Here is a 21,970-nt window from a genome sequence, read left to right as displayed (position 1 = left end):
ACTAGTGAATTCGATGTGGCAATGAAAGTAAATATTTGAACAATGAAGTTAAAAACTACCCTTTATATACTTGCCCTAATCTCTATGTCAACATTAGTTTTGGGACAGCCCAAAGAGATTATAAAAGCAGATAACTATTACGATTCCTTCAATTATAATAAGGCCTTAGAGTTATTCCTCGATCTGGAAGAACAAGGAGGAAGTTCTATGTATTATTTCACCCATAGAATTGCGGATTGCTATAGGCATATAGGAAACACTAAACTTTCTGTTGATTGGTATTTAAAAGCCATTGAATTTTCGGAAGTAGACTATAGTGCGTACTATGTTCTTGCCTTGGAGCTGCGAAAGCTAAACAGATATGATGAATCGGATAAATATATGGAAGAGTATCTTGATTTATCAGGAAAAGAAACGCAAGGGTTAAAACTAAACTCAGAACAGCTGATTGATCGCTTATTAAAAGATTCCTTGAATTACGAAATTCACTCTTTGGGTATTAATAGTAAGTTTTCAGATATCTCTCCTGTTGTATATAATGATAAGTTAATATTTACATCGGATAGAAAGAATATTTCCGCTATAAAAAGAAATGATATAAGAGATGGGAGTGGGTTTTATAAGATTTATAAAATAGGGGTTAATAGCGTATTAAATACAGATGAGGTGAAGCTGTTTGAAAACAAGTTGACTACCAAGTATAATGATGGTCCCATATCATTTAGCAAAGATTTCACCATAGCTTTTATAACAAGAAATGTTGAGGCAAGTAAGGATGAGAAATCATACTTAAATGTATTTATTTCTTATAAAAGAAGTGATGAGTGGAAACCCGAAACGACTCCTGTTCCATTAAGGCAAGGTAATTATAGTATTATGCATGGTTGTTTGGCACAAAAAGATACGCGATTCTATTTTGCTTCGGATATGCCAGGTGGTTTTGGTGGTTTAGACATTTATGTTTCTACCTATAAAAATGGTTTTTTAAGTCAGCCAAAAAATCTTGGGCCAGCGGTAAATTCAGAAGCCAACGAAATGTTTCCGTTCATTGACGAATTAGGTAGGTTATTTTATTCATCGGATAAGATTGGAGGACTTGGAGGTATGGATGTTTTCTTTTCATTACCAAGTAAAGAAGGTTTTATTCAATCCTTTAATATGGGTTACCCAATTAATACTTCATACGATGATTTTAGCCTTATTTATGATAAGGTAGGTCAGTCGGGGTATTTTAGTTCTAACCGACCTGGTGGAATTGGGAAAGATGACATTTATGCATTTGATCAAAAAAGATTTCCAAATTATAAATACTATTCCGCTATTGTAAAATCCAAAGAAGGTGAGGTGCCCATTCAAGGTGCAGAAGTAAAAGTAATTTCAAATGGTGAAGTTATAGTTACAAAGAAAACTGACAAAGAAGGAAAAATCTCATTTTTTATAGATTACAATGAGAATTTGAAGCTTCAGGTTAAAAAGCGTTACCACGATATTTACGAAAATAAATTGTCTATTTCTTACGATAGTAATGGTAAAGAAGCGCTTAATATTATTTCACTTGAAGAATATTAGCAAAATGAGTTCTATTTTATATTATTTTAAATAGCTTTGCTTTAAATAGTGAGCTTAGGGTTAGTTCAATATAGAATATATAATTTAGTTTTGAACTAGACCTCTGCGCTAATTGTTTAGTATGTAATATTATCCAATCCCAATCTTTAATAATTCTAGTTAATTGTGTAGAACTAATAACTATACCATAATTAGTAGGCATTTTATGCGTTAATAGAGAGGATTAATTTTTTAAAGAGTAGTCTCCCCCGACTGTGTAAAAATTATTTGTATGAAGAAAGTACTTTATTTTATCCCCCTATTGACATTAATTGGCATAGGTATTTTTTTAAGTAAAAAAGACAATGAATCTCAAAGGCGAAAAACCAGCCAATCCTTATCTTCTGAAGAAATTATTCAGCAGGAAATAAATGGGAAAATTGAGCGTAGAAAAAATGGTTATGCAAAATCAGATAAACCAGACAAATATGTTGAGTATTATCGTTCGCTCATCACTGGTGTAGAAAATACAACCTACAGCAACAATTATAAAATGGAGCAGTTAAAATCTGCGATTGCTCATAAGTCTTCATTAAAATCTGCGACAGCAACCTTACCTTGGATTAATCGTGGACCTGGAAATATTGGAGGGCGAACCAGAGGCATTATTGTAGACCCAGATGATGCTACAAAACAAACTTGGTTTGCGGGTTCAGTCGCTGGAGGTATTTGGAAAACAACCAATGCAGGAGACTCTTGGAATATTATCTCACCCGACTTACCCAATTTAGCAACAGTGTGTTTAGCTATGGCTCCATCTAACTCAAATGTTATTTATGCAGGTACTGGCGAAGGATATTATAACCTAGATGCAGTAAGAGGTGATGGAATTTTCAAAAGTACTGATAAAGGAGAGAACTGGACGCAATTAGAATCAACTAAAGGTAAGAGTGGTTTTTACTATGTAAATAGTCTTGTGGTTTCTCATACCAATGAAAATGTTATATGGGCAGCTACTAATTCAGGTATTGTAAAGTCAGCAGATGGTGGAGATACTTGGTATGTTGATGGAGCTCCATTAGGGAATCGATATCAAAAAGTAGTTATACATCCTACGGATGAAAGCACCCTTTGGGTAACATCTAATGATGTAGGTATCTATAAAACCGAAAATGGTGGTGAAAACTGGTTTTTGGTATATGATTTAGACGGCGTAGGTAGAATTGAGCTCGTAGTTTCTCCTAATGATCCGGAGAAATTATATGCTATTGATTCCAATTCTCAGGTTTATTACTCTAAAGATGGAGGAACGGAATGGGCAAAAGCAACAGAGTCAGGTGAGGCAACAGAATTTTTAGGAGGGCAGGGATGGTATAATAGTACAATGGCTATAAACCCAACTAATAGCAATAAAGGATTTATTGGAGGAATAGACCTGTATTCGTTTGAATTAGGTATTGAGGAAGCTGCAACAGATAGGCAAGCCTTTGCAATCGTTAATGGAATGAATGCTTTATTAGGATTTGATTATTTTGGAGGAACTCATGCCAATGGAGGAGTGCAATTTAAGTCGGGTTATAATAATATTTATGAAGAGATTGAAGTTCAGTTTGGAGTAGGAAAATCACAGAAAGCGCATAGACTAATTCATGATGGAGGTTCGGCAGACTTTGAGAAAAATTTTGAGAAAGATTTACAACTGTTGGATTATACAGACCTTATAGATGTACCTTTTGTGGTTCAGAATAAAACATCGGGAGAACAGTTAAACGCATCTTTTATTGATGAGAATAAAAACGGTAAGTTTGATGTAACAGCGGATAGTTACGAAGTAATTATTATTAACAATGTTATTTATGACGGAACAGAACATGTTAATATTAGTGCAGCTAATGGTAATTACAGTGTAATGGCAGGTTTGTATCCAAGACTTGTTTCAGGAGCTATTTGGGATGAAGCTACTCTTCCTACTGCAGCTATTAACTTATCTTCATATAAATTAAAAAATAGAAGATTAACAGCATCTAAAATTAGCAATTGGCAAAACTCAAATAGTGCAACTTATTCGCATGCCGACCATCATAATATTAGCATTATTGATAACGAAGATGGAACTTTTCAAGTGCTAGTAGGTAATGATGGAGGTATAGGATATTCATCGAATGGAGGTTCTACATGGACCTCTAAATCGAATGGTTATGTTACTTCACAGTTTTATGGAATAACAAGACATCCTAGTAAGAATATATATTTTGGAGGAATGCAAGATAATGGATCTGCATTATCTGGAGAAAATCCTGAGATGTTATCCGATTGGACAGAAGTGTTAGGAGGGGATGGGTTCGATGTTGTTTGGCACCCTAGAGAAACCAATAAAATGATTGGTTGTTATTATTATAATCAGTTACAGAAAACTGAGGATGGCGGACTTCGATGGATGAATATTGGAGCAGGAATTGGGGATAATGGAGATGGAGGAGATGCTCCTTTTATAACCCGAATAGCAAGTAGTATATCTGATCCAGACTTATTATTTACTGGCGGTCGTTCCGGTATATGGAAGTCAAGTGACTTTGGTGATAGTTGGAAAAATATAAACATGGGCTCTCATTGGGGATATTATGATGGTTCATCTCCAAAAATTTCAATTAGTGAAGCTAACCCGAATATAGTTTGGGCAGGTGTTAGAATGAATGATAACCAGGACTATAGCACGGGTAGATTGCATGTTTCTACAAACGGAGGAGATTCTTTTGTAGCATTAGATGTGATAAGGGACATGGGTGCTGTTACCAATATATTAACGCATCCAACCGATCCTGAAACTGCCTATGCATTATTCTCGTTTTCTAATTTTCCAAAAATATTCCGAACTACTGATCTAGGTCAGAGTTGGGAAGATATTACTGGTTTTGGCATCAATGGTAGTGATGAAAGTAGTAATGGTTTTCCGGATGTTGTGGTTAATACCTTACAAGTGATGCCGTACAATACGGATATAATATGGGCAGGTACGGAAATAGGATTGTTTATTAGTTACGATAATGGTACTACGTGGGAATATGCGGATAATGGGATTCCAGCAGTGTCTATTTGGGATATTAAAATAGTTGGAGACGAAATTATTCTTGGAACCCATGGTTTGGGAATATGGACTGTAAAGGTGAATGGTTTAAGTAATGAATTAAGAAATCCATATATTCAAAATGCAGGAATTAATCCTCAAGGGGATTATGTGCTAAGTACATTATTTGAAGCTGCTTTAGATTCGTTTGAATTATACGCTGATAATAGTTTAGTGAGAACTTATTATAATATTCCAGTAGAGGAGAGAATTGATACTATTTTTGCAGAAAATGGCCAGTTAGAGAAGGTTTCTATTTTTGGGTATAAAGATAAAGTAAAGTATGCTTCCAATATTGTGTCTTTAGGGTTTAATCAAGTTAAGGAGCCAGTAAGTAGTTACTTAACAGATTTTAGTGATACAGATATTAACCTTGATTTTATAGGAGATGATTTTATAATAAAAGAGGGTTCGTTTAGTAATAAAGCCATTCATTCACCGCATCCTTATCCAGAAAACAAGGATCTGTACTATAACTTAAAAACACCTGTTATTATTTCAGAAGATCCAGCTTTAGCATTCATGAAATATTATGATATTGCCTTTGTAGAAGTTGGTGAGTCTGGCTCAGCCTATCCACAAGAGGATTTTTATGATTATGTAGTGGTTGAGGGAACTAAAGATGGTTTAAACTGGAAAGCATTAAGTCCGGGATATGATTATGATTATAAAGCTTCTTGGTCTGTAGGAGGGACTATTGGGAGAACGCCTGCTGAAACTGACTTTGTAGACCATCACATAGAATTATATGATACTTTCGAAGCTAACGATACAATTTTAATTCGTTTTAAATTAAGGTCTGATCAATTAACAAATGGTTGGGGATGGGTGATTGATAATCTACGAATTCAAGGTAGGATATCAAGTGTCAATGATGGTTTGGAATCAGGAATAAAGATTTCGATATACCCTAACCCTATAAGTAATGGTGCAACCAATCTAAAAATTACGGATCCATATATAGGTTCATTCTCAGTATTTATATATGATACTTCGGGTAAGCAATTAATGAATCGCACCTACTTTAAAGGTTCAGAGCAGTATGAACAGCAGATAGATTTATCTGAAATACCACAAGGATTATATTTGTTGAAAATTCGCATGAATAATTCGGAAATTTCAGAAAAAGTAAGGGTAAAATAAATCAGGTGTAAGTGCTTGAAAACAAAGGGTGTCCTAATAAGGCATCCTTTTTTTTTGTTTAATGTTGAACAAAGTTTTTTTGCCATAGAAAATTGTGTTAATTTAGATTTAACAAAGGTTAGTTTTGATTTATTCAGATAATCAGTGAGTTGCGATAATTCTTATTTAGAATGAGTTAAAATAGAATAATAAAAGAGTTTAAAATCTTTTGGTAGCGTTTATGAATCAACTATATTTGTTAAACAATTAAAACAATAACAAACAAGCCAAAAATATTACACCATGACAGCAATGCAATTCAACGAAAGCCTACTTGGCTTACAAGACAAGCTAAGGTATTTTGCGCTTAGTTTAACCGCAAACGAAGAAGATGCAAATGATTTGTTACAAGAAACAACATTGAAGGCATTAACATATAGAAAGCAGTTTGTATCTAATACAAATTTTAAAGCTTGGGTGTTTACCATCATGAAAAACACCTTTATTAATAATTATAGAAGGATTCAAAAAACCAGAAATACATTTGAATCGGCAGAAGATGCATACAGAGTTGCCTTTAAGGGGAATTATGCTTCTGAAACACCTGAAATGGTTCAGTCTGTAAATGAAATGAACCAAAGTATTGAGAAGTTAGAGGATGAGTTTAAAATTCCTTTTACAATGCATACTTCAGGTTATAAGTATAAAGAAATAGCAGAAAAGCTTGAATTACCAATTGGTACAGTTAAAAGTAGAATTTTCTTTACGCGTAAAAAGCTACAGAGTATGCTTGAGGATTAGAAAAAACAATGACATAGTTTTTTATATATGTGCAAGATAAACTGATTAATGTTTATCTTGCATTTTTTGTTTTATGTAAGTCGTAAAATGATAATAAATAGCTTAATTAACAGGATTTGGGGATGTTTCTGCTTTTTGTGTATAAGCGTGTTTATAGTGGTTCGTGAATTCAAATCATACCCAATTTACTAAGGAACTAAATGAAAATTTATGGAGAAGAAATCATCGAAACTTGCAAAATATAATAGGTTATATAAACAGATTGAAGAATTAACTAGCCCTATTAATAACCCGATATCTCGAATGGCAACCTTGGTGGCTATATTGCATCATAAAATGAAAGGCTTTTTTTGGACTGGCTTTTATTTGTTAGATGAGGGGGAATTGTTGGTAGGTCCATATCAAGGCCCTATTGCATGTTTACGATTAAAAAAAGATGTAGGAGTTTGTTGGGCAGGTGTTAATACAAAGGAAACGGTCGTTGTGGATGATGTTGAAGAATTTCCAGGTCACATTGCATGTAGCTCCTTATCAAAATCAGAAATTGTTGTTCCCTTAAAGAATAAAGATAAAGTAGTAGGGGTGTTGGATGTAGATAGTCGTGATTTAGCGCAATTTGATAATGAAGACAAAGAAGGACTGGAGATGCTTTTAGAGTTGATTTATAAATAGAATTGATTATTTTTAAACAGTTTCTTTATTCTTAATTAACTAAAGCATCTGTTTTTATGGGAACCTTAAAAGTGAAAAACTTAATAGTGCGAAGTAATGTTGGGTTCGACCCACATGTTTCTGACTATCGTCAAGATTTAGTAGTGAATTTAAGTATTAACTACAATAGTTTTGTTGAAGAAGAGAGTGATAATCCCGCAGATGCCTTTCAAGTAAATAAGCTGATTAAGGAAATTATGGGTAGAGCGGATAATAGCCATTTTAACTTGTTGGAGGCTTTTACAAGAATGTTACTAAATACAATTTTAGAATTTCCTAGAGTAGAAAGTGTTGAAATTGAAGCCAAAACAGAACAGTCTGTTCGATTCCCAGGAGAAATGAGCTTTGTTTTATCAGGGTCAAACCGATAATTAAGAGCTTTTCTATAATATTTAAAAATCGTAACTAGTTATATGGATAGGAAAATGCTGCTCAAGCATAACGAAAATACAAACTCATGAAATATTTGGTACAGGTAAGCGTCTTGCTATTTTTTGTATGTACCGCTTTAAAGGCAGAAGAATCTGTTGTTAACCAGCTTTATCGTAAACTAAAAAATTCTTCGCTACCAGAAAAGGTTGAAGTATACAATCAATTATCTTCGTATTATATTTCATCCGATGCAGAAAAGGCCATTGAATATGCAAATCAAGCCTTAAAATTAGCCAAAAAGCTAAACGATCAAGAAGGGAAGGCAAAAGCATACGGTAATCTAGGGATGGGGTATTACTTTTTGAGCGATTACGAAAGTTTACTTTCTTATTACCAAAAATCATTGGATACTTATGATTCTATTGGAGACCGAAGCGGAGTGACAGCTTTGGCAACTAAGTTCTATCGACTTGATAAATTTCAAAAATCGCTTGATAATTATAAGCGATCTTTACTAATTTATTTAAGTAAAAACCAGGTGCCAGAAATTATAGAAACCTATTTGAATATGGGAAATGTGCACAAAAATTTGGGCGACAACCAAATTGCACTAGAAAATTATACTATGGCTTTGGAATATATTCCTGATACAGCCAGTCGTTACGAGCTTGAAAAAACAGCATTATGGGAAAGTATTGGGGAGATTTGGTTTACCTCAGAGGATTACGAAAAGGCCCTTGAATATTATACTTTATTGCATAGTGAGTATGTGAAACGTGGTGATAGTTTAAATATTGCTTCGGCTTTAAATAGCATGGGTGGTGTATACTACAGGAGAAATCAATTAGAGGAATCGGAAACGAAATACAAGCAGGCGTTAGCTTTGCAAATTGATAAGGATGATCATTACGGCGCTTCGGTTTCTTTTTTAAATCTGTCCAGAATATATAACAAGTTAGGTAATAGAAAGAAGGCCATCACGCATAGTGAAAATAGTATTTTGCTTGCTAAAGTAATTGGTAATAGAGATGTAATAAGAGATAATTACCGAATGTTATCTATCGTTTATAAAGAGCTAGGAGATTACAAAAAGGCCTACGAATATCAAGTTTTGTATTCCAGTGTTTCTGATAGATTAAGGAGTGAGCAAAATGTAAGTCAGTTTGTAAGTACGCTAGCGGTAAATGACTTGGAGAAAAAGAATCGTCAGAATGAGCTACTGGAGGCTAAAAACGATAATTATCGCTTAAGGTTGGAGAAGGAAAACTTAACTAAATGGAGACTTTCCTTTGGTTTTACTATAATGGTAGTACTGATATTGGTTTTTATTATTTATTACCGTTATTATCTAAAGAGAGAAGAGAATCAGAATTTGGCAGCTAAGGTAAAAGAGGCTTTGCAAAAACAAGAAGAGCAACAGCAAATCATTGTACATCAGGCAAGTTTGTCGTCGTTAGGGGAGCTGGCAGCGGGTATTGCGCATGAAATCAATCAGCCTATTCAAAACATTTCGCTTTCGGCGGAAGGGATTAAGTTTGAGTTGATAGAGGAAGAGCCCAACTTGGGTTTTGTAAAACAATCGATAGACGAGGTGTTTGAAGATATTTTAAGGGTGCGCGAAATTGTGGATCATATAAGGGTGTTTTCTAGTGGACAAAAAGAAAGTGTTTACGAAAGATTCTCTGTTTCGGAATGTGTGAATTCAGCTACTTCTATTATCACGCGTCAGTATCAAAACCATAATGTTAATCTTGTTCTTGACCTACAAAATGATATTCCTGAAATTCTGGGGAACCCTCACAAAGTAGAGCAGGTTATCCATAACTTGCTATCTAATGCCAGAGATGCTGTAGATGAGCGAGCCGAAAATGATAGCGCATATAATAAAGAAATTAGAATTGAAACGGGTCTAGAGGAGAATGAGGTTTTTATTAAAGTGAGAGATAATGGAGTGGGCATTCCACACGAAAAACAGACTGATATTTTCTTGCCTTTTGTTACCAGCAAGCAATTGGGGCAAGGTACTGGTTTAGGATTATCCATCTCTTATAGGTTAGTAAAAGAGATGAATGGAAGGATTGAGATTCAGAGCCGAGTAATGGAAGGTACTATCATGAAAGTAATTTTTCCAAAAACGAATGAGGATGTTAACCAAACTTCAAAAATATTATAATTAAGCACATGAGTAATCTTAAAATATTAATTCTAGATGATGAGGTTAGAATTACAGAGAAACTAAAATATCATCTCGATAAAAGAAACTTTGAAGTATATACCGCCAATATGCCCAATGAAGGATTTGCTTTGTTAGAAAAGGAACAGCCTGGCATTTTGATACTAGATGTTATGTTGCCTGGAATGAATGGCTTGGAAGTGCTAAAAAGAGTAAAAGAAGACTTTCCTAATACCGAAGTTATTATGATTAGTGGTTACGGTGATATGGACATGGTAATTGAGGCCATGCGTAAAGGTGCATCCGACTTTATTCGAAAACCTTTTCAGGTGATGGATATTCAGGTGGCCGTAGAACGAACAGGTAAGTTTGTTGAGCTTCAGCAGAAATTGGAGAAAGCTGAGAATAGAGGTTCTTTGGTTTCGCGCGAGTTAGAAGGGATGATTGAAAAGGACTTTATTGGAGAAAGTGGCGCGATTAGAAATGTGATTAAAATAGCATTAAAGGCTGCTAAAGATAAAGATGTAAACGTATTGGTGACGGGAGAGAACGGAACGGGAAAAGAAATCATATCTCGAATTATACATTATGGAAGTCCCCGTAATGAGCAGGTTTTTGCTCCAGTAAATAGTTCTGCTATTCCTGCTACTTTGTTAGAAAGCGAGTTTTTTGGTCATATGAAAGGGTCGTTTACCGATGCCAGAGAAGATAAAAAAGGATACTTTGAGTTAGCCAATAATGGTACTTTGTTTTTAGATGAAATTGCAGATATGCCTTTTTCGTTGCAAGCAAAATTATTGCGGGCTATAGAAGAAAATAAGGTAAAGCGTATTGGAGGGAGCAAAGAGTTGCCTGTTGATGTTCGAATTATTTCGGCTACTAATAAAAATATTGAAAAGTTAATTGAAGAAGATAAATTCAGAATTGACCTTTATCATCGTATAAATACCATCGAAATTCATATTCCACCATTGCGAGAAAGGCCGGAAGATATAAAACCCTTATTAACGCATTTTGTGGCTTCTTTTGCGCGTAAAAAGAATATTGAGGCACCTATAATTAGTGAAGAGTTAATTAAGAAACTTCAGAAATATTACTTTCCAGGAAATGTTCGTGAATTAAGAAATATGGTGGAGCGAGCTTTGATTTTGTTGGAAGGTAATGTGTTATTGCCTGATGACTTTCCGATTAAAGGGGATCATAAAAAAGAAGCATTTTCTTTTGATACTTTGGATTTAGAGAGGAATGAACAGAAGTTAATAATTGAAGCACTAAAACGCTGCGAAATGAATCAAACTCAAGCGGCAGAATTGCTCTGTATATCCAGAGATGCACTAAAGCGTAAAATTAAGAAGTTTGGTATAGAGATAGATAAGAGTATCATATAAAATAAAACAGCTTACAGACGTTTCTGTAAGCTGTTTCCTAACGATTTACAAACTATAATAACGCCAAATTAATGGCCAAATTATACAAATTAAAAGAAGAAAACTTAAGCGTTTGCCAGCTCTTCTTGTGCTTTAATAGCTTTTTTAAGTAAAGCTTGGCCTGGTTTAAACGAAGTCACACTTCCTGGGCCATTCATACAGCCTCCTTCACATCCCATCACCTCAATAAAGTTGTAATCAGGTGCTTTTGCACTAAAGGCTTTTAATAATTTGATGTTCTTTTTGTGTAAGCCATCAATTAAAAACTCTTTAAAGGCATACCCATTCGGAACGCTGTTTTTAATAGCTTCAGCTACTCCTCCGCTTAATGCAAATCCTCTCGCATCAGACGAAATACTTGACATTAAAGCCATGTTTTCAGTGCTAGCAAAATCAATTTCGTAAGCTGTAAAAAATGAGTTCAACTCCTCAAAGGTCAATACATAATCGATTAAGCCCGATTGCTCTGCTTCGTGCCTTTTGGCCAAACAAGGACCTATAAATACACGTTGTGCATTAGGGAACTTTTCTTTGGCTAGTTCCGCCGTATAAATCATCGGGGACTTAGTGTGCGAAACAAAAGGTTGTAATGTTTTAATATGTTTTTCGCTCAATAGTGTATGGGCTGGGCAGCAAGAGGAAGTCATGAAAGGGTCGTTTTTCTGAACACTTTCAATCCATTCTTCAGTTTCATTTTTTGCGGTAATATCAGCTCCTTCAGCAACTTCCATTATATGTGTAAAGCCAAGTTGTTTTAATGCACCTAATATTTGTTCTGGGCTAGCTTTAAACTGACCAAGGATGGCAGGGGCAACCATGGCTACTGTTTCTTCTTTCTTTTTTAGCGAACTGGTTAATTGAAGTACCTGTGATTTTTCCATGATGGCTCCAAAAGGGCAGGCCGTCATACATTTACCGCAGTAAATACATTTATCCATGTCAATCACTTCAATACCATCTTCATTTTTTTTAACGGCTTTTACAGGGCACGCCTCTTCGCAAGGTACTGGTAAATATGCAATAGCATGAAATGGACAGGCCTTTTGGCATAAACCACAGTTTACACACTTCTGGTTATCGATAATGGCCTTGCTGTTGACTACACGAATAGCATCCTTAGGGCAATTTACCTGACAAGCGCGCCCAGCACACCCTTGACAAAGATTGCTTACCGTATAGTTAACCTGAACGCACGAGCTACATGCTTCGTCAATAACAGTCAGGTGTTCCGCAGAAAATCCTTTTTTATTAACGGCCTCTTTAGCATAATCGCTTAAAGGTGTCAGTTCGTCCTCTTCATCTTTGGTGCAAAAACCCATAATGGCCATTGATTTGTATTTGATGACAGCACGGTCTTTATGCACACAACATCTGATAGGAGTTTTAGATTTTGGGCGCATATCCAAAGGAATACGATCTATCTTCTCGAATAATTGATCTTCCTTTAATAATTTAATTAATCGGGTTAATAATTCACGTTTGGTTTGAATCGCATTGTTAAAATAGGTCATTCGGTAATCTAAGTTTATATATCAGTTATTATTTTTTTATTTGTGGCTTCTTGCAACAATTTCTTTCTTTAGTTTTTCTATTGAAGCATTTTCTATCATTTCTCCATTAATCCATGCTAAAGGAGGTTTTTGTGTCCTGGAAAAATCATGACAATTTCCACTACAGTTTTCTCCTTTTAAAGAGATCAATTGAGCGATTTCCTCGGTCAAATGCTCCTTTATTAAATGTAACTCCGAACCTCCCATGATGTAGCAATTAGTGCCACAGCAAACCTTTACTTCAATTTCTTTTTTCATGCTACAAATATTTGGTAGAGGTTTTTTTTAAGAATTTATTTTCAAGATGATGCGCAATGCGTTTGATAACATTGCGTCTAATTTCTAGCTCAACAGGAAGGTTGGGATCCTGATGGGCGTTATTAATTCGTGTACCAGAAATAAAATTTATTTCATCGCTTTCTAACATCATTCTAATGATCTGTCCAGATAGTGAATCCTTAGTTTCGGTAATGGAATGAATAATATTAAGTTCTTCCGATACTTTTGCTAGGGTTATGATACCTTCAGTTACCAAGTCGACACCTTGCATTTGGGCTTGTGGAGGTAGGCCTGGTTTGTAGTTGCTTAAGTCTATTTCTACATTTGCATTTAGGTTTTTTGCTACAATTTTAGAAGTGGTTCCTCCGCAGATAATTTTCTTTCCATTAAAATTAGATATCTCACTCGCCAATACCGAGTCATTCTCTTTATGGAATGGAGGCCCAGTAACTATCAATAATTTTCGTGGCCTGCGGTAATATAAAACACAACACGAAGCATCGTCTTTCAGTCTATCGTTATCTATAGAACAAGTTTTATTGATGATATTATCCGCGAGTTCCCTTGCAGATATATGAGGTCGTTCTAGAACCGTTTCTTGAATATAACTTTTAAGACCAGCTAATTGCCATCCAAAATGCATATCGTCGCTTCCCATTCCGCATTGTGTAACGCCATCGCTCACCATTATTATGCGGTCTTCTTTTTCAAGAATAAAATTGTATTGATAAACTTTGTTGCGCTTAGATTGAAGGTTATCCAATACTTTTTCTTGTCTCTCTAAATCCAGAAATTCACCGTTTCTCAATACTAATATGGGAGGATTGTCGTATTCAACTATTTTTACTTCTCCTCTGTAATTAATATCTAAAATAGAGAAGGTGGAGTAACTAACCTTTCTTTTTGAATCTAAGGGTAAGGTGTTGGTGATGAATTCTGCCGTTCTTTCTACAGGTTCGCCAGCTATGGTAAATTGTAATGCCATGGTGCTGGTCATGGTAGCCGAAATATTGGCTTGCACACCACTACCTAAGCCGTCGGCAACTACCGCAACAAGCCTATTCTCTTCCTTAATCTTTTTAAAGAGGATAGCATCGCCGCAAATGGCCTCGCCTGCTTTAGCTTGACTAATGTTTTCAGCCTCTATAACAAAAGCGCTATTCATTCACAGTAGCATTATGGGTTTCAGGAATAGCTTTATCTACCGAATGGTCGTTCAAAATAGAGTTCAATAAAGAGTCTGTATGCGAAGCATTTTCACCTAATAAGGCTGCAATTTTCTGAACCGTTTCCATGTTCTTTTTAATCACCTCCCTTGTTCTGTTCTCAATAATATCAGCTTTAAATTCTTTGTTTTTAAAGTTTTGGATAATGCCTGTGATAAGCTTATGTTTTTGAATATTAAATATGGATAGCTGAAAATTAGCTCCATTTTGATTGATGGCTATCTGATTGTATTCTTTTCCTGTATGAATGGCTGTTTTAAAATGTTCCTTAAAGTATCCAAGGTCGTTGATGCTTATCCCTTTTAACTCGTTTGTTTCGTAATAGGCTTTTTCAATATCATCTCCAAGCATTTTAGCACAGCTCATATTCATCTCAACCACCTTAAATTCGTGGTTAATGATAATAACGCCTGAAGGAATTTTCTTCAACAAAACAGCAGCTTGATTATGTGCTATCTTTTTTAGGTGTGATACGCACATGTTGGTTTCTGCCATTCCTGCCAGTGTTGCTTTGGCAAATTCTCTACAAGTATTATAACCACAGCTTCCGCAGTTTAACTCTTGCGTGCTATCTGCTTTACCAATACTGTATAAGGTTTCACGGATTTCTTCTGGTGAAAAATTACTTTCCTGAATTGGCTCTAATCCAAAATAATCACATTCAATATTAATAAGGGGTGTTTTCTGTTGGATTGATTCTTCATTTTTATTGCTATATAGAACATCAATCTTTTTTTGAACAGGGTTGGCTTCCGAAGTACAGCCAGGACCATTAATGCATCCGCCTTCGCATAATAACAGCTCTAAGAATACGGGGCCATCGTGATTAATTTCGTTTAAATCATTTAAAACCCGCTTTACTTCGTTAATGCCAGAAAAGGAAAGGTTTAAGAGTTTACTATTCGATTGGTCTGAAAAGGTATTAATCATGCCACCATCAATGGGGTATAATTTGCCATTGTTAGCTTTGTGCGGAAAAAATTGACTTTCTTGTTTTTCCTTACTCCACACATCTTCTTCTTGCATCCAATCCTTTAGTTCTTTAAAAGATATGGCTGTGTCTATTAATTTTGGCCAGTTGTCGGCTTCAGCTTTTTTTGCAATACAAGGGCCAATGAACACTACTTTAGTATCCTCACCTAATTCCTGCTTAAGCATTTTTGCATGCGTTAGCATAGGAGAAAGAAATGGCGTAATGTTGGGAATGTTTTGCGGGTAATATTTTTTAATGAGCTCAACAACTCCAGGGCAGGCAGACGAAATGTAGATGCCTTTTTTGCGGGCTTTCAGAAACTGCTCAGTATGCTCAGTTACAACTTGAGCACCTAAGGCAGTTTCCGAAATGTAGTTAAAACCCATTGTTGTTAACCCTGATATTAATTCTTTGTCGCTAATCTTTTTAAATTCGGTTCGGTACGAAGGGGCCAGTGAAACCACGGTTTTTGTACCCGAATTGATAAGTTGTTTAACTCTAGATACTCCATCTCTTACCTGTTTGGCTTCAGCCGGACAAATAGAAACGCAATGTCCACAGTACACGCATAGCTCATCAATAATAGAAGCCTTCTGCTCCGTAATTTTAATGGCTTTAGATGGGCAATTTCTAATGCATTTATAACAATCCTTACAATCGTTTTCTATGGTGTAAATGGGTTTAGTATTCATGCCTAAATAAGTGTTTCTTCAAGAATTTTTTCTATTTGAAAAGCTTGAACTTCTTCGTAAGAAACCCCATTGATGTTAATAACAGGACCTTTATTGCAGTTCTCATTGCATAGGTGTCCTCTAAAATCGATAGAAGCATTAATTTGTTTATCTTCTACAAAAGCTTGAATAATTTTAAGATTTTCGGCATTACCTCTAGTGTAGCATGAGCTACCTAAACAAATTCTGATTTTTGCTTTTTCTTGAGTTTTATCCATAACAACCGTGTTTATATATAGGTTGTATATCTAATTACATGCCAATTGGGGTAGTGTGCAGTAGATCAGTGTGTAGTGTTTTGTATTAATATTGATGTGAACCTAACTGTCCTAAAATAGGTCGATTATATGAAATGCAAATGTCCTAAATAAATACATCGTCCTTGATTAGGACAGTCTATGATTGATGTTGTATTTTTTAAGTTTTAGGTAGAGCGTGTTTCTGCTAATTTCTAATGATTTAGCAGTTTTAGTCATGTTGCCATTATGTTGCGACAAGGTATTGATAATGTGTTTTCTTTCTAAATCTTTTAAGGATATTGAAGGAGTATAGCTAAAATCGTTTTGAATTACAGGAATATGCGTGATGAGTTGTTCTTCTTGTTTTAACTTTTGAAAACTGTCTAAAGATATTTTCCCATTAAAGTTTACTAGTTGTTCTATAAAGTTTTGTAATTCACGCACATTTCCTGGCCAATCGTAATCTAATAATTGTTGTAGCATAGAATAACCCATCTGTGGAATATCCTTTTGCAGCTTAATACTCTTTTCATTCAGAAAAAATCGAATGAGCGACGGAAGGTCACTTTTGCGCTCTTTAAGTGATGGAATATGCAAAGGAATTACACTAATACGATAGTAAAGATCCATCCTAAAATTTCCATTCTCAACTTCCTCGGCTAAGTTTTTATTGGTAGCTGCAATTATTCTTACATCTACAGGAATTAGTTTTTCTCCTCCCACTCTGGTTACGCTACTTTCTTGTATGGCGCGCAAAAGCTTAACCTGCATGTCGGGTTTCATATCTCCAATTTCATCTAAAAACAGAGTGCCTTTGTTGGCTAATTCAAACTTTCCCTGTTGCCCACCTTTTTTAGCACCCGTAAATGCACCATCATCGTAACCAAATAGTTCACTTTCAATTAAGTTTTCTGGAATAGCGGCACAATTTATAGCCACGAACCCATTATTTTTTCGATTGCTTGCATTATGTATACTTTGTGCAAATACTTCTTTCCCAGTTCCACTTTCTCCCTCAATTAAAATGGTAGATGGACTATTGGATATGGTTTGAGCATATTCAATCACCTGTTTCATGGCTTTACTCTTGCCAATAATATCTTTAAAATAATATCGAGCAGTCATTCCGCTAGCACCAGTTTTAGAGGAAGTAATTTTTTCTAAGGAGCGAAAAATAATGCAAAAACCTAATTTGTTTTGGTGCTTGTCATTAATGGCAATTACATCAATATTTAATTTTAAAGATATGCTGGAAGTATTAATGAAGGTTTCCTCGTTTTTAACCATGTTACCTGCACTAACCATCTTAAAAATTGAATTCCAATTTGGAATTAGGCTTCGAATATTTTGACTAAAGAAAAATGTTTTGTCGGTTTTAAGCTCTTTGCAAATAAACTTGTTGGCATATATAATATCTCCGCTAAGGTTAATGGCTATCATTCCTGCTTTTACCGCATCAATCATTGCAGTGAGATAGGCCTCGTTTTTTAAAATGGTTTTTATTGCTCCAGTTTGTTTTAGGTACTCTATGATGCTAAGATAAATTAAGGTAAGGTACGATTGAGTTGTATGAGCATCTTGCTTGCTGGCAAATAAAAAGCTGAGTTTAGTACCTTCTATAGGTTTTATAAAGTAGGAAATCTCGATGCCTTCTGACTTCGCCGTATTTTGAAGGTTTACTTCTAGTAGATAATCACTTATTTCTTTCGTGGTGTTTTTATCGCCATATGCTTTCTCATATAGTTTCTTCTTTTCTTCATCTAACAGAATTGTCACACAAGGGTTTTGAATTTCCTTTTGGAGCTGGTTATCCATAAAAGAAACAATAGCTTCAATGGTGTCGTGGATATTTAGTGTTTTCATAAATGATGAAAGTGAGATGCAAAACTAGTTAAAATTAGGATTAATAGGATTTAGGCTTTGTGAAAAGTGGCTGTTGGGCGGGCTATTTCGCCCAATCGGGCGATTTTATATAGGCTGACATCTATTTGTAATCGTAGTGGGTGTTGTTGTAATCGTCTATAGTTCAGTGTGTAGTGTTTTGTGTTTTTGCTTGTGGTTTTTTTGGTACGGGAGTTGGCTATAAAAAGGTGTAGTTGAATATTTCAGTTACGTAACCTTTAAAAAGTTGGATTATGGAAGTAAAAAAATCTAAAAATGCAGACCTAGAGCAAAAGCGTTCCATGTTTTTGCAAATTGGATTCGTTGTAGCATTAGGAGCTTCGTTAGTCGCCTTTGAATGGAAGTCAATTAGGGAGGATCCCGGTGAATTAGTTGATGCAGGTATTCCGATGGAGGAAGAAGAAATGATTCCTATTACCAGAGAACCTGAGCCTGAAGTTGAATTAGTTAAGCCAAAGCAAATTGTTTTGGAACAGTTGATTATTGTTGAAGATGATACTGATATTGAAGAAGATCTTGACTTTTCAACGGATTCGGATGAGGATATGGAAATTAATTTCGTTGAAGAAGAAGAAGAGGATGATGGAGCCCCCATTCCATTTTTTTCATTAGAGAATAAACCAGAATTTCCTGGCGGTGAAAAAGCCTTATTAAGGTATCTTTCATCATCAGTTAAGTATCCTGTAATTGCTCAAGAAAATGGCATTCAAGGAACGGTTTATTTAAATTTTGTTATTAGCAAAACGGGTAAAGTGGAAAATGTTGGAATTCTAAGAGGTGTTGACTCGTCGATTGACAAAGAAGCCATGAGAGTTGTTGCCTCAATGCCTGATTGGACACCTGGTAAACAAGGAACACGCAAGGTGGCGGTTTCTTACCAAGTACCTATCAAGTTTACGTTACAATAAAGTTGATACTACAAATATTTAATTGGATGTAATTCCCAATTTAAAAGCAATAAAAAATTCTTAGATATATCTGCCTCGTTTTTCCCTTTTACGAGGCAGCTTTAATTTATCCTTTAAACATCGAAGCCATGAAAGCATTTAATAATACCCAGCCAAGTAGTTCTGTTTATAAAGCTCTGTTTATAATTGTTGCCATTTTTATTTACCTATCAGGGTGCAAAACGGAATCTAGCATTAAAAGTAGATCTATTGGCGCTCCAGGAGAATTACTTATCGTGATGGATAAAGATATTCAGCAAAGTCCCATAAAAAGTGTGTTAGTTGATTTTGCAAAAGAGGAATTTCCATGTATACCGCAGCCAGAGCCAATTTTTAGATTAACCATAATTACTCCAAATGATTTCGAAGGCCACTTTAAAGCGTATAGAAATATTCTAATTGTAAAACAAAATCAAGCTGAGCCAGCGGTAAAATACAAAAATAATTTATGGGCAAGTCATCAACAGGTAGTTGAAATTAATGCTGCAGATGAAACTAAATTCAAAACTGTATTTGAAGAAAATAGAACCCAAGTGTTGGAGTATTTATACTACGGCGACATTAGAACTTTGCAAAAAGCTAATTTGAAAGGAGCCGATGCAGCAACTCAACGTTTTGTTAATGATAAATATGGAGTTAATATTGTTTTACCCAAAGGATATAAATTAATTAAGGATACCGCCAATTTTAGTTGGTTTAGGTTTGATCGATTAGAAACGGCTTTGCACGTTGTAATCCATACGTTTGATTTAGATAGTGTTGGGGCGTTAAATAGTGATAATTTAATAGAGCTAAGAAATTATGTAGGGGAAACTTATATACCAGGTCCTTCAGAAACAACCTTTATGCAAACAGAGACTCAGCTTCCCGTTTTAACTAACCGTTTAATGGTTAATGGCATTGATGTGATTGAGCTCAGAGGCTTATGGAAGGTAGAAGGCTTTTTTATGGGAGGTCCTTTTGTAAGTTACTGCATTCCTGACTTAGAAAATAACAAATTATTACTAATTGATGGATTTGTATATGCTCCTCAGAAACAGAACAAAGCATATTATGTACGTCAAATGGAATCGATTTTGCATTCCGTTAAAAATATATAATTCAACCATTGGTACAGCTTTTGTGACTAACTTTTGTCAATTTGCTGCGTAAATAGCTTATTAATTAGTTATTTTGCAATAATTTACAATTTGGAAAAGGAATGAAGGGAAATAGATTATTGGTTTTATTGCTTGTGATAGTGCTGAACTCGGCATTATTTGCACAATCTTCAGATTTCGAGACCATCGTCTCAAGAGGTATTATAGATTACGAATCAGGAAAATACGAAAGTGCATTAACATGGTTTGAGCAGGCTTACAAAATGGACAAAAAGTCGGAGTTAGCTTGTTATCAATTAGCCTTAACTCAATTAGCGCTTCACGACGACCAGAAAGCTGCTATGTATAGCTATAAGGTGATAGAGCGTAATGAGGAATACAAAGAAGATGCTTATTTAATCAATGGTTCTGCTTGGGAAAATTTAGGAAGAACAGAAAAGGCTAGAAGGATTTATAAGGAGGCTTTAAAAATATATCCAGATAATTATCTTTTATCATACAACTTAGCGCTATCGTTTTTTAATGATGGTAAATATGATAAGGCACAGGAGTATGTAGTAAGAGCAATTGAAAGTTATCCAGCACATGCTAGTAGTCACCTTCTGTTATCGTATATCATGTTTGATAAAGGAGAGCGGGTTCAGAGCATGTTGCCATTGTATTACTTTTTATTGTTAGAGCAAGATAGTGATAGAAGCGAAACGGCCTATGAGTTATTAGGTTCTCTGTGGAATCAAGGAGTTAGAACCAAGGGGCAGCGTGATATACAGTTGGTAGAGGCCGGTTTTAAGTACAATGATTTTGCTTCAGTAGAATTGGCTGTGAGTATGATTAAGGCAAGCGAGTCAATGGCAAAAGAAGGCAATAATCTTTCTGATACCGGTAATAGTTTGCTTGTTAAATTTGCCAATAATAGTAAAGTGTTCTTTAAAATATTAAAGGATGAATCGGAAGATAAAGAAGGTTTCTGGTGGGATTTCTATGTAAACTTCTTCTCTAAAATAGATAAGAATGACCTAACAGAACCTTTTAGTTATTTTATTAGTTCTTGCAGGTATAATTCGGATGTTCTTTTATGGATGTCGGATAATCACCAAGAATTTCAGCGCTTTACAAGTTGGATGGAAGTGCAGTAGATGTTGTGCACAGAGTAGTAGATGATTTATTTTCATCCTAGAAATTGTGTATTACATCAACATGTTAATTTTAGTTTATAAAAAGTGAATCTAATTGCAAACCTTTGCGTATCTTTTATTAGAAGTTACAAATTTTAAAATCTAAATAGTTATGGGTAAGGTAAAGACAAAACATTTTCAATATACAGGAGTTGATGATTTTGATCAAGCAATAGATGAGCAAATTAATGAGTTTATTAATGATCAAAAGATTGAATCTGAAAATTTAATTGATGTTAAATATTCGGCTCACTCTAGTCAAGGTGTAAATACTTATTCTGCTTTATTGATATACGAGGCTTAATAAATAAAATATTAGAGAGATAAAGGTTGTTGCCTCAAGGTAACAACCTTTTTTTGTGTTAAAAAATAATGTACTTTTGCACGCAATTGTGGTGTTAAATATTAACTTAAAAGGGAATCCTGTAGCTATTTAATAAGGAGTCAGGAACTGTACCCGCAGCCGTATTCAGCCTATTTAAGGTGAGTAAATAATCACTATCTATTTTTAATAGATGGGAAGGTGCTCAATATGAAAGTCGGAAAATCTGCCGCAAAATAATTTGAATT

At 34.9% G+C, this 21,970-nt stretch carries 17 protein-coding genes and 1 riboswitch; of the genes, 11 read left to right on the top strand and 6 right to left on the bottom strand.

From position 1 onward, the window contains the following. Window positions 1–84 precede the first annotated feature (84 nt). The 7 genes from A8L32_RS18835 (at window position 85) to A8L32_RS18800 (ending at window position 11,239) form a co-directional block, all read left to right on the top strand. Window positions 85–1,569: a tetratricopeptide repeat protein gene (locus tag A8L32_RS18835; RefSeq protein WP_075591241.1), complete on the top strand. Its 1,485-nt coding sequence runs from the start codon at window positions 85–87 to the stop codon at window positions 1,567–1,569. A gap of 271 nt (window positions 1,570–1,840) precedes the next feature. Next, on the top strand, window positions 1,841–5,815 hold the full coding sequence (locus A8L32_RS18825; RefSeq protein WP_075591239.1) for a T9SS type A sorting domain-containing protein: 3,975 nt from the start codon (window positions 1,841–1,843) through the stop codon (window positions 5,813–5,815). Between the two features lie 282 nt (window positions 5,816–6,097). Further along, window positions 6,098–6,595 carry an RNA polymerase sigma factor gene (locus A8L32_RS18820; protein ID WP_075591238.1) on the top strand — a complete coding sequence of 166 codons (498 nt, stop codon included), beginning with the start codon at window positions 6,098–6,100 and terminating at the stop codon, window positions 6,593–6,595. 210 nt (window positions 6,596–6,805) lie between these two features. Next, window positions 6,806–7,267 carry a GAF domain-containing protein gene (locus tag A8L32_RS18815; RefSeq protein WP_075591237.1) on the top strand — a complete coding sequence of 154 codons (462 nt, stop codon included), beginning with the start codon at window positions 6,806–6,808 and terminating at the stop codon, window positions 7,265–7,267. A gap of 56 nt (window positions 7,268–7,323) precedes the next feature. Next, the gene (locus A8L32_RS18810; protein ID WP_075591236.1) at window positions 7,324–7,677 is read left to right on the top strand and encodes a dihydroneopterin aldolase; all 354 of its coding nucleotides are present in this window, start codon (window positions 7,324–7,326) and stop codon (window positions 7,675–7,677) included. A gap of 86 nt (window positions 7,678–7,763) precedes the next feature. After that, entirely contained in the window at window positions 7,764–9,851 is a 2,088-nt protein-coding gene (locus tag A8L32_RS18805) for a tetratricopeptide repeat protein (RefSeq protein WP_075591235.1), read from the top strand. 8 nt (window positions 9,852–9,859) lie between these two features. After that, window positions 9,860–11,239, top strand: a complete 1,380-nt coding sequence (locus A8L32_RS18800) for a sigma-54-dependent transcriptional regulator (RefSeq protein WP_075591234.1) — start codon at window positions 9,860–9,862, stop codon at window positions 11,237–11,239. Between the two features lie 104 nt (window positions 11,240–11,343). Here A8L32_RS18800 and A8L32_RS18795 read toward each other — a convergent pair whose 3' ends face one another. The 6 genes from A8L32_RS18795 to A8L32_RS18770 all read right to left on the bottom strand — a co-directional run bounded on the left by A8L32_RS18795 (window position 11,344) and on the right by A8L32_RS18770 (window position 18,139). After that, on the bottom strand, window positions 11,344–12,789 hold the full coding sequence (locus A8L32_RS18795) for a monomeric [FeFe] hydrogenase (RefSeq protein WP_083631405.1): 1,446 nt from the start codon (window positions 12,787–12,789) through the stop codon (window positions 11,344–11,346). A 36-nt stretch (window positions 12,790–12,825) separates the two neighbouring features. Further along, window positions 12,826–13,086 carry an NADH-quinone oxidoreductase subunit NuoE family protein gene (locus A8L32_RS18790; RefSeq protein ID WP_075591233.1) on the bottom strand — a complete coding sequence of 87 codons (261 nt, stop codon included), beginning with the start codon at window positions 13,084–13,086 and terminating at the stop codon, window positions 12,826–12,828. 1 nt (window position 13,087) lies between these two features. After that, window positions 13,088–14,272: a SpoIIE family protein phosphatase gene (locus tag A8L32_RS18785; protein ID WP_075591232.1), complete on the bottom strand. Its 1,185-nt coding sequence runs from the start codon at window positions 14,270–14,272 to the stop codon at window positions 13,088–13,090. Continuing rightward, window positions 14,265–15,998, bottom strand: coding sequence for a [Fe-Fe] hydrogenase large subunit C-terminal domain-containing protein (locus A8L32_RS18780; protein WP_075591231.1), 1,734 nt, complete (start codon window positions 15,996–15,998; stop codon window positions 14,265–14,267). Before A8L32_RS18780 ends, A8L32_RS18785 begins: the two co-directional genes overlap by 8 nt. A 2-nt stretch (window positions 15,999–16,000) precedes the next feature. After that, window positions 16,001–16,255, bottom strand: coding sequence for a (2Fe-2S) ferredoxin domain-containing protein (locus A8L32_RS18775; RefSeq protein WP_075591230.1), 255 nt, complete (start codon window positions 16,253–16,255; stop codon window positions 16,001–16,003). Window positions 16,256–16,423: 168 nt separating this feature from the next. After that, on the bottom strand, window positions 16,424–18,139 hold the full coding sequence (locus A8L32_RS18770; protein WP_075591229.1) for a sigma-54 interaction domain-containing protein: 1,716 nt from the start codon (window positions 18,137–18,139) through the stop codon (window positions 16,424–16,426). Between the two features lie 272 nt (window positions 18,140–18,411). On the opposite strand from A8L32_RS18770, the gene A8L32_RS18765 reads away from it, so the two are divergent. The 4 genes from A8L32_RS18765 (at window position 18,412) to A8L32_RS18750 (ending at window position 21,704) form a co-directional block, all read left to right on the top strand. Then, the gene (locus tag A8L32_RS18765; protein ID WP_075591228.1) at window positions 18,412–19,086 is read left to right on the top strand and encodes an energy transducer TonB; all 675 of its coding nucleotides are present in this window, start codon (window positions 18,412–18,414) and stop codon (window positions 19,084–19,086) included. A gap of 128 nt (window positions 19,087–19,214) precedes the next feature. Beyond that, window positions 19,215–20,225, top strand: a complete 1,011-nt coding sequence (locus A8L32_RS18760; protein WP_075591227.1) for a DUF4837 family protein — start codon at window positions 19,215–19,217, stop codon at window positions 20,223–20,225. A 101-nt stretch (window positions 20,226–20,326) separates the two neighbouring features. Continuing rightward, window positions 20,327–21,361, top strand: a complete 1,035-nt coding sequence (locus A8L32_RS18755; protein WP_075591226.1) for a tetratricopeptide repeat protein — start codon at window positions 20,327–20,329, stop codon at window positions 21,359–21,361. Between the two features lie 151 nt (window positions 21,362–21,512). Then, window positions 21,513–21,704: a sporulation protein Cse60 gene (locus A8L32_RS18750; RefSeq protein WP_075591225.1), complete on the top strand. Its 192-nt coding sequence runs from the start codon at window positions 21,513–21,515 to the stop codon at window positions 21,702–21,704. A gap of 72 nt (window positions 21,705–21,776) precedes the next feature. After that, window positions 21,777–21,970, top strand: a riboswitch (cobalamin riboswitch).

The organism is Labilibacter marinus (assembly GCF_001659685.2).
GTDB classification, from domain to species: Bacteria; Bacteroidota; Bacteroidia; order Bacteroidales; family Marinilabiliaceae; genus Saccharicrinis; species Saccharicrinis marinus.
The sequence above is the reverse complement of the archived record's forward strand: the minus strand, read 5'-3'. Positions and strand labels throughout refer to the sequence as shown.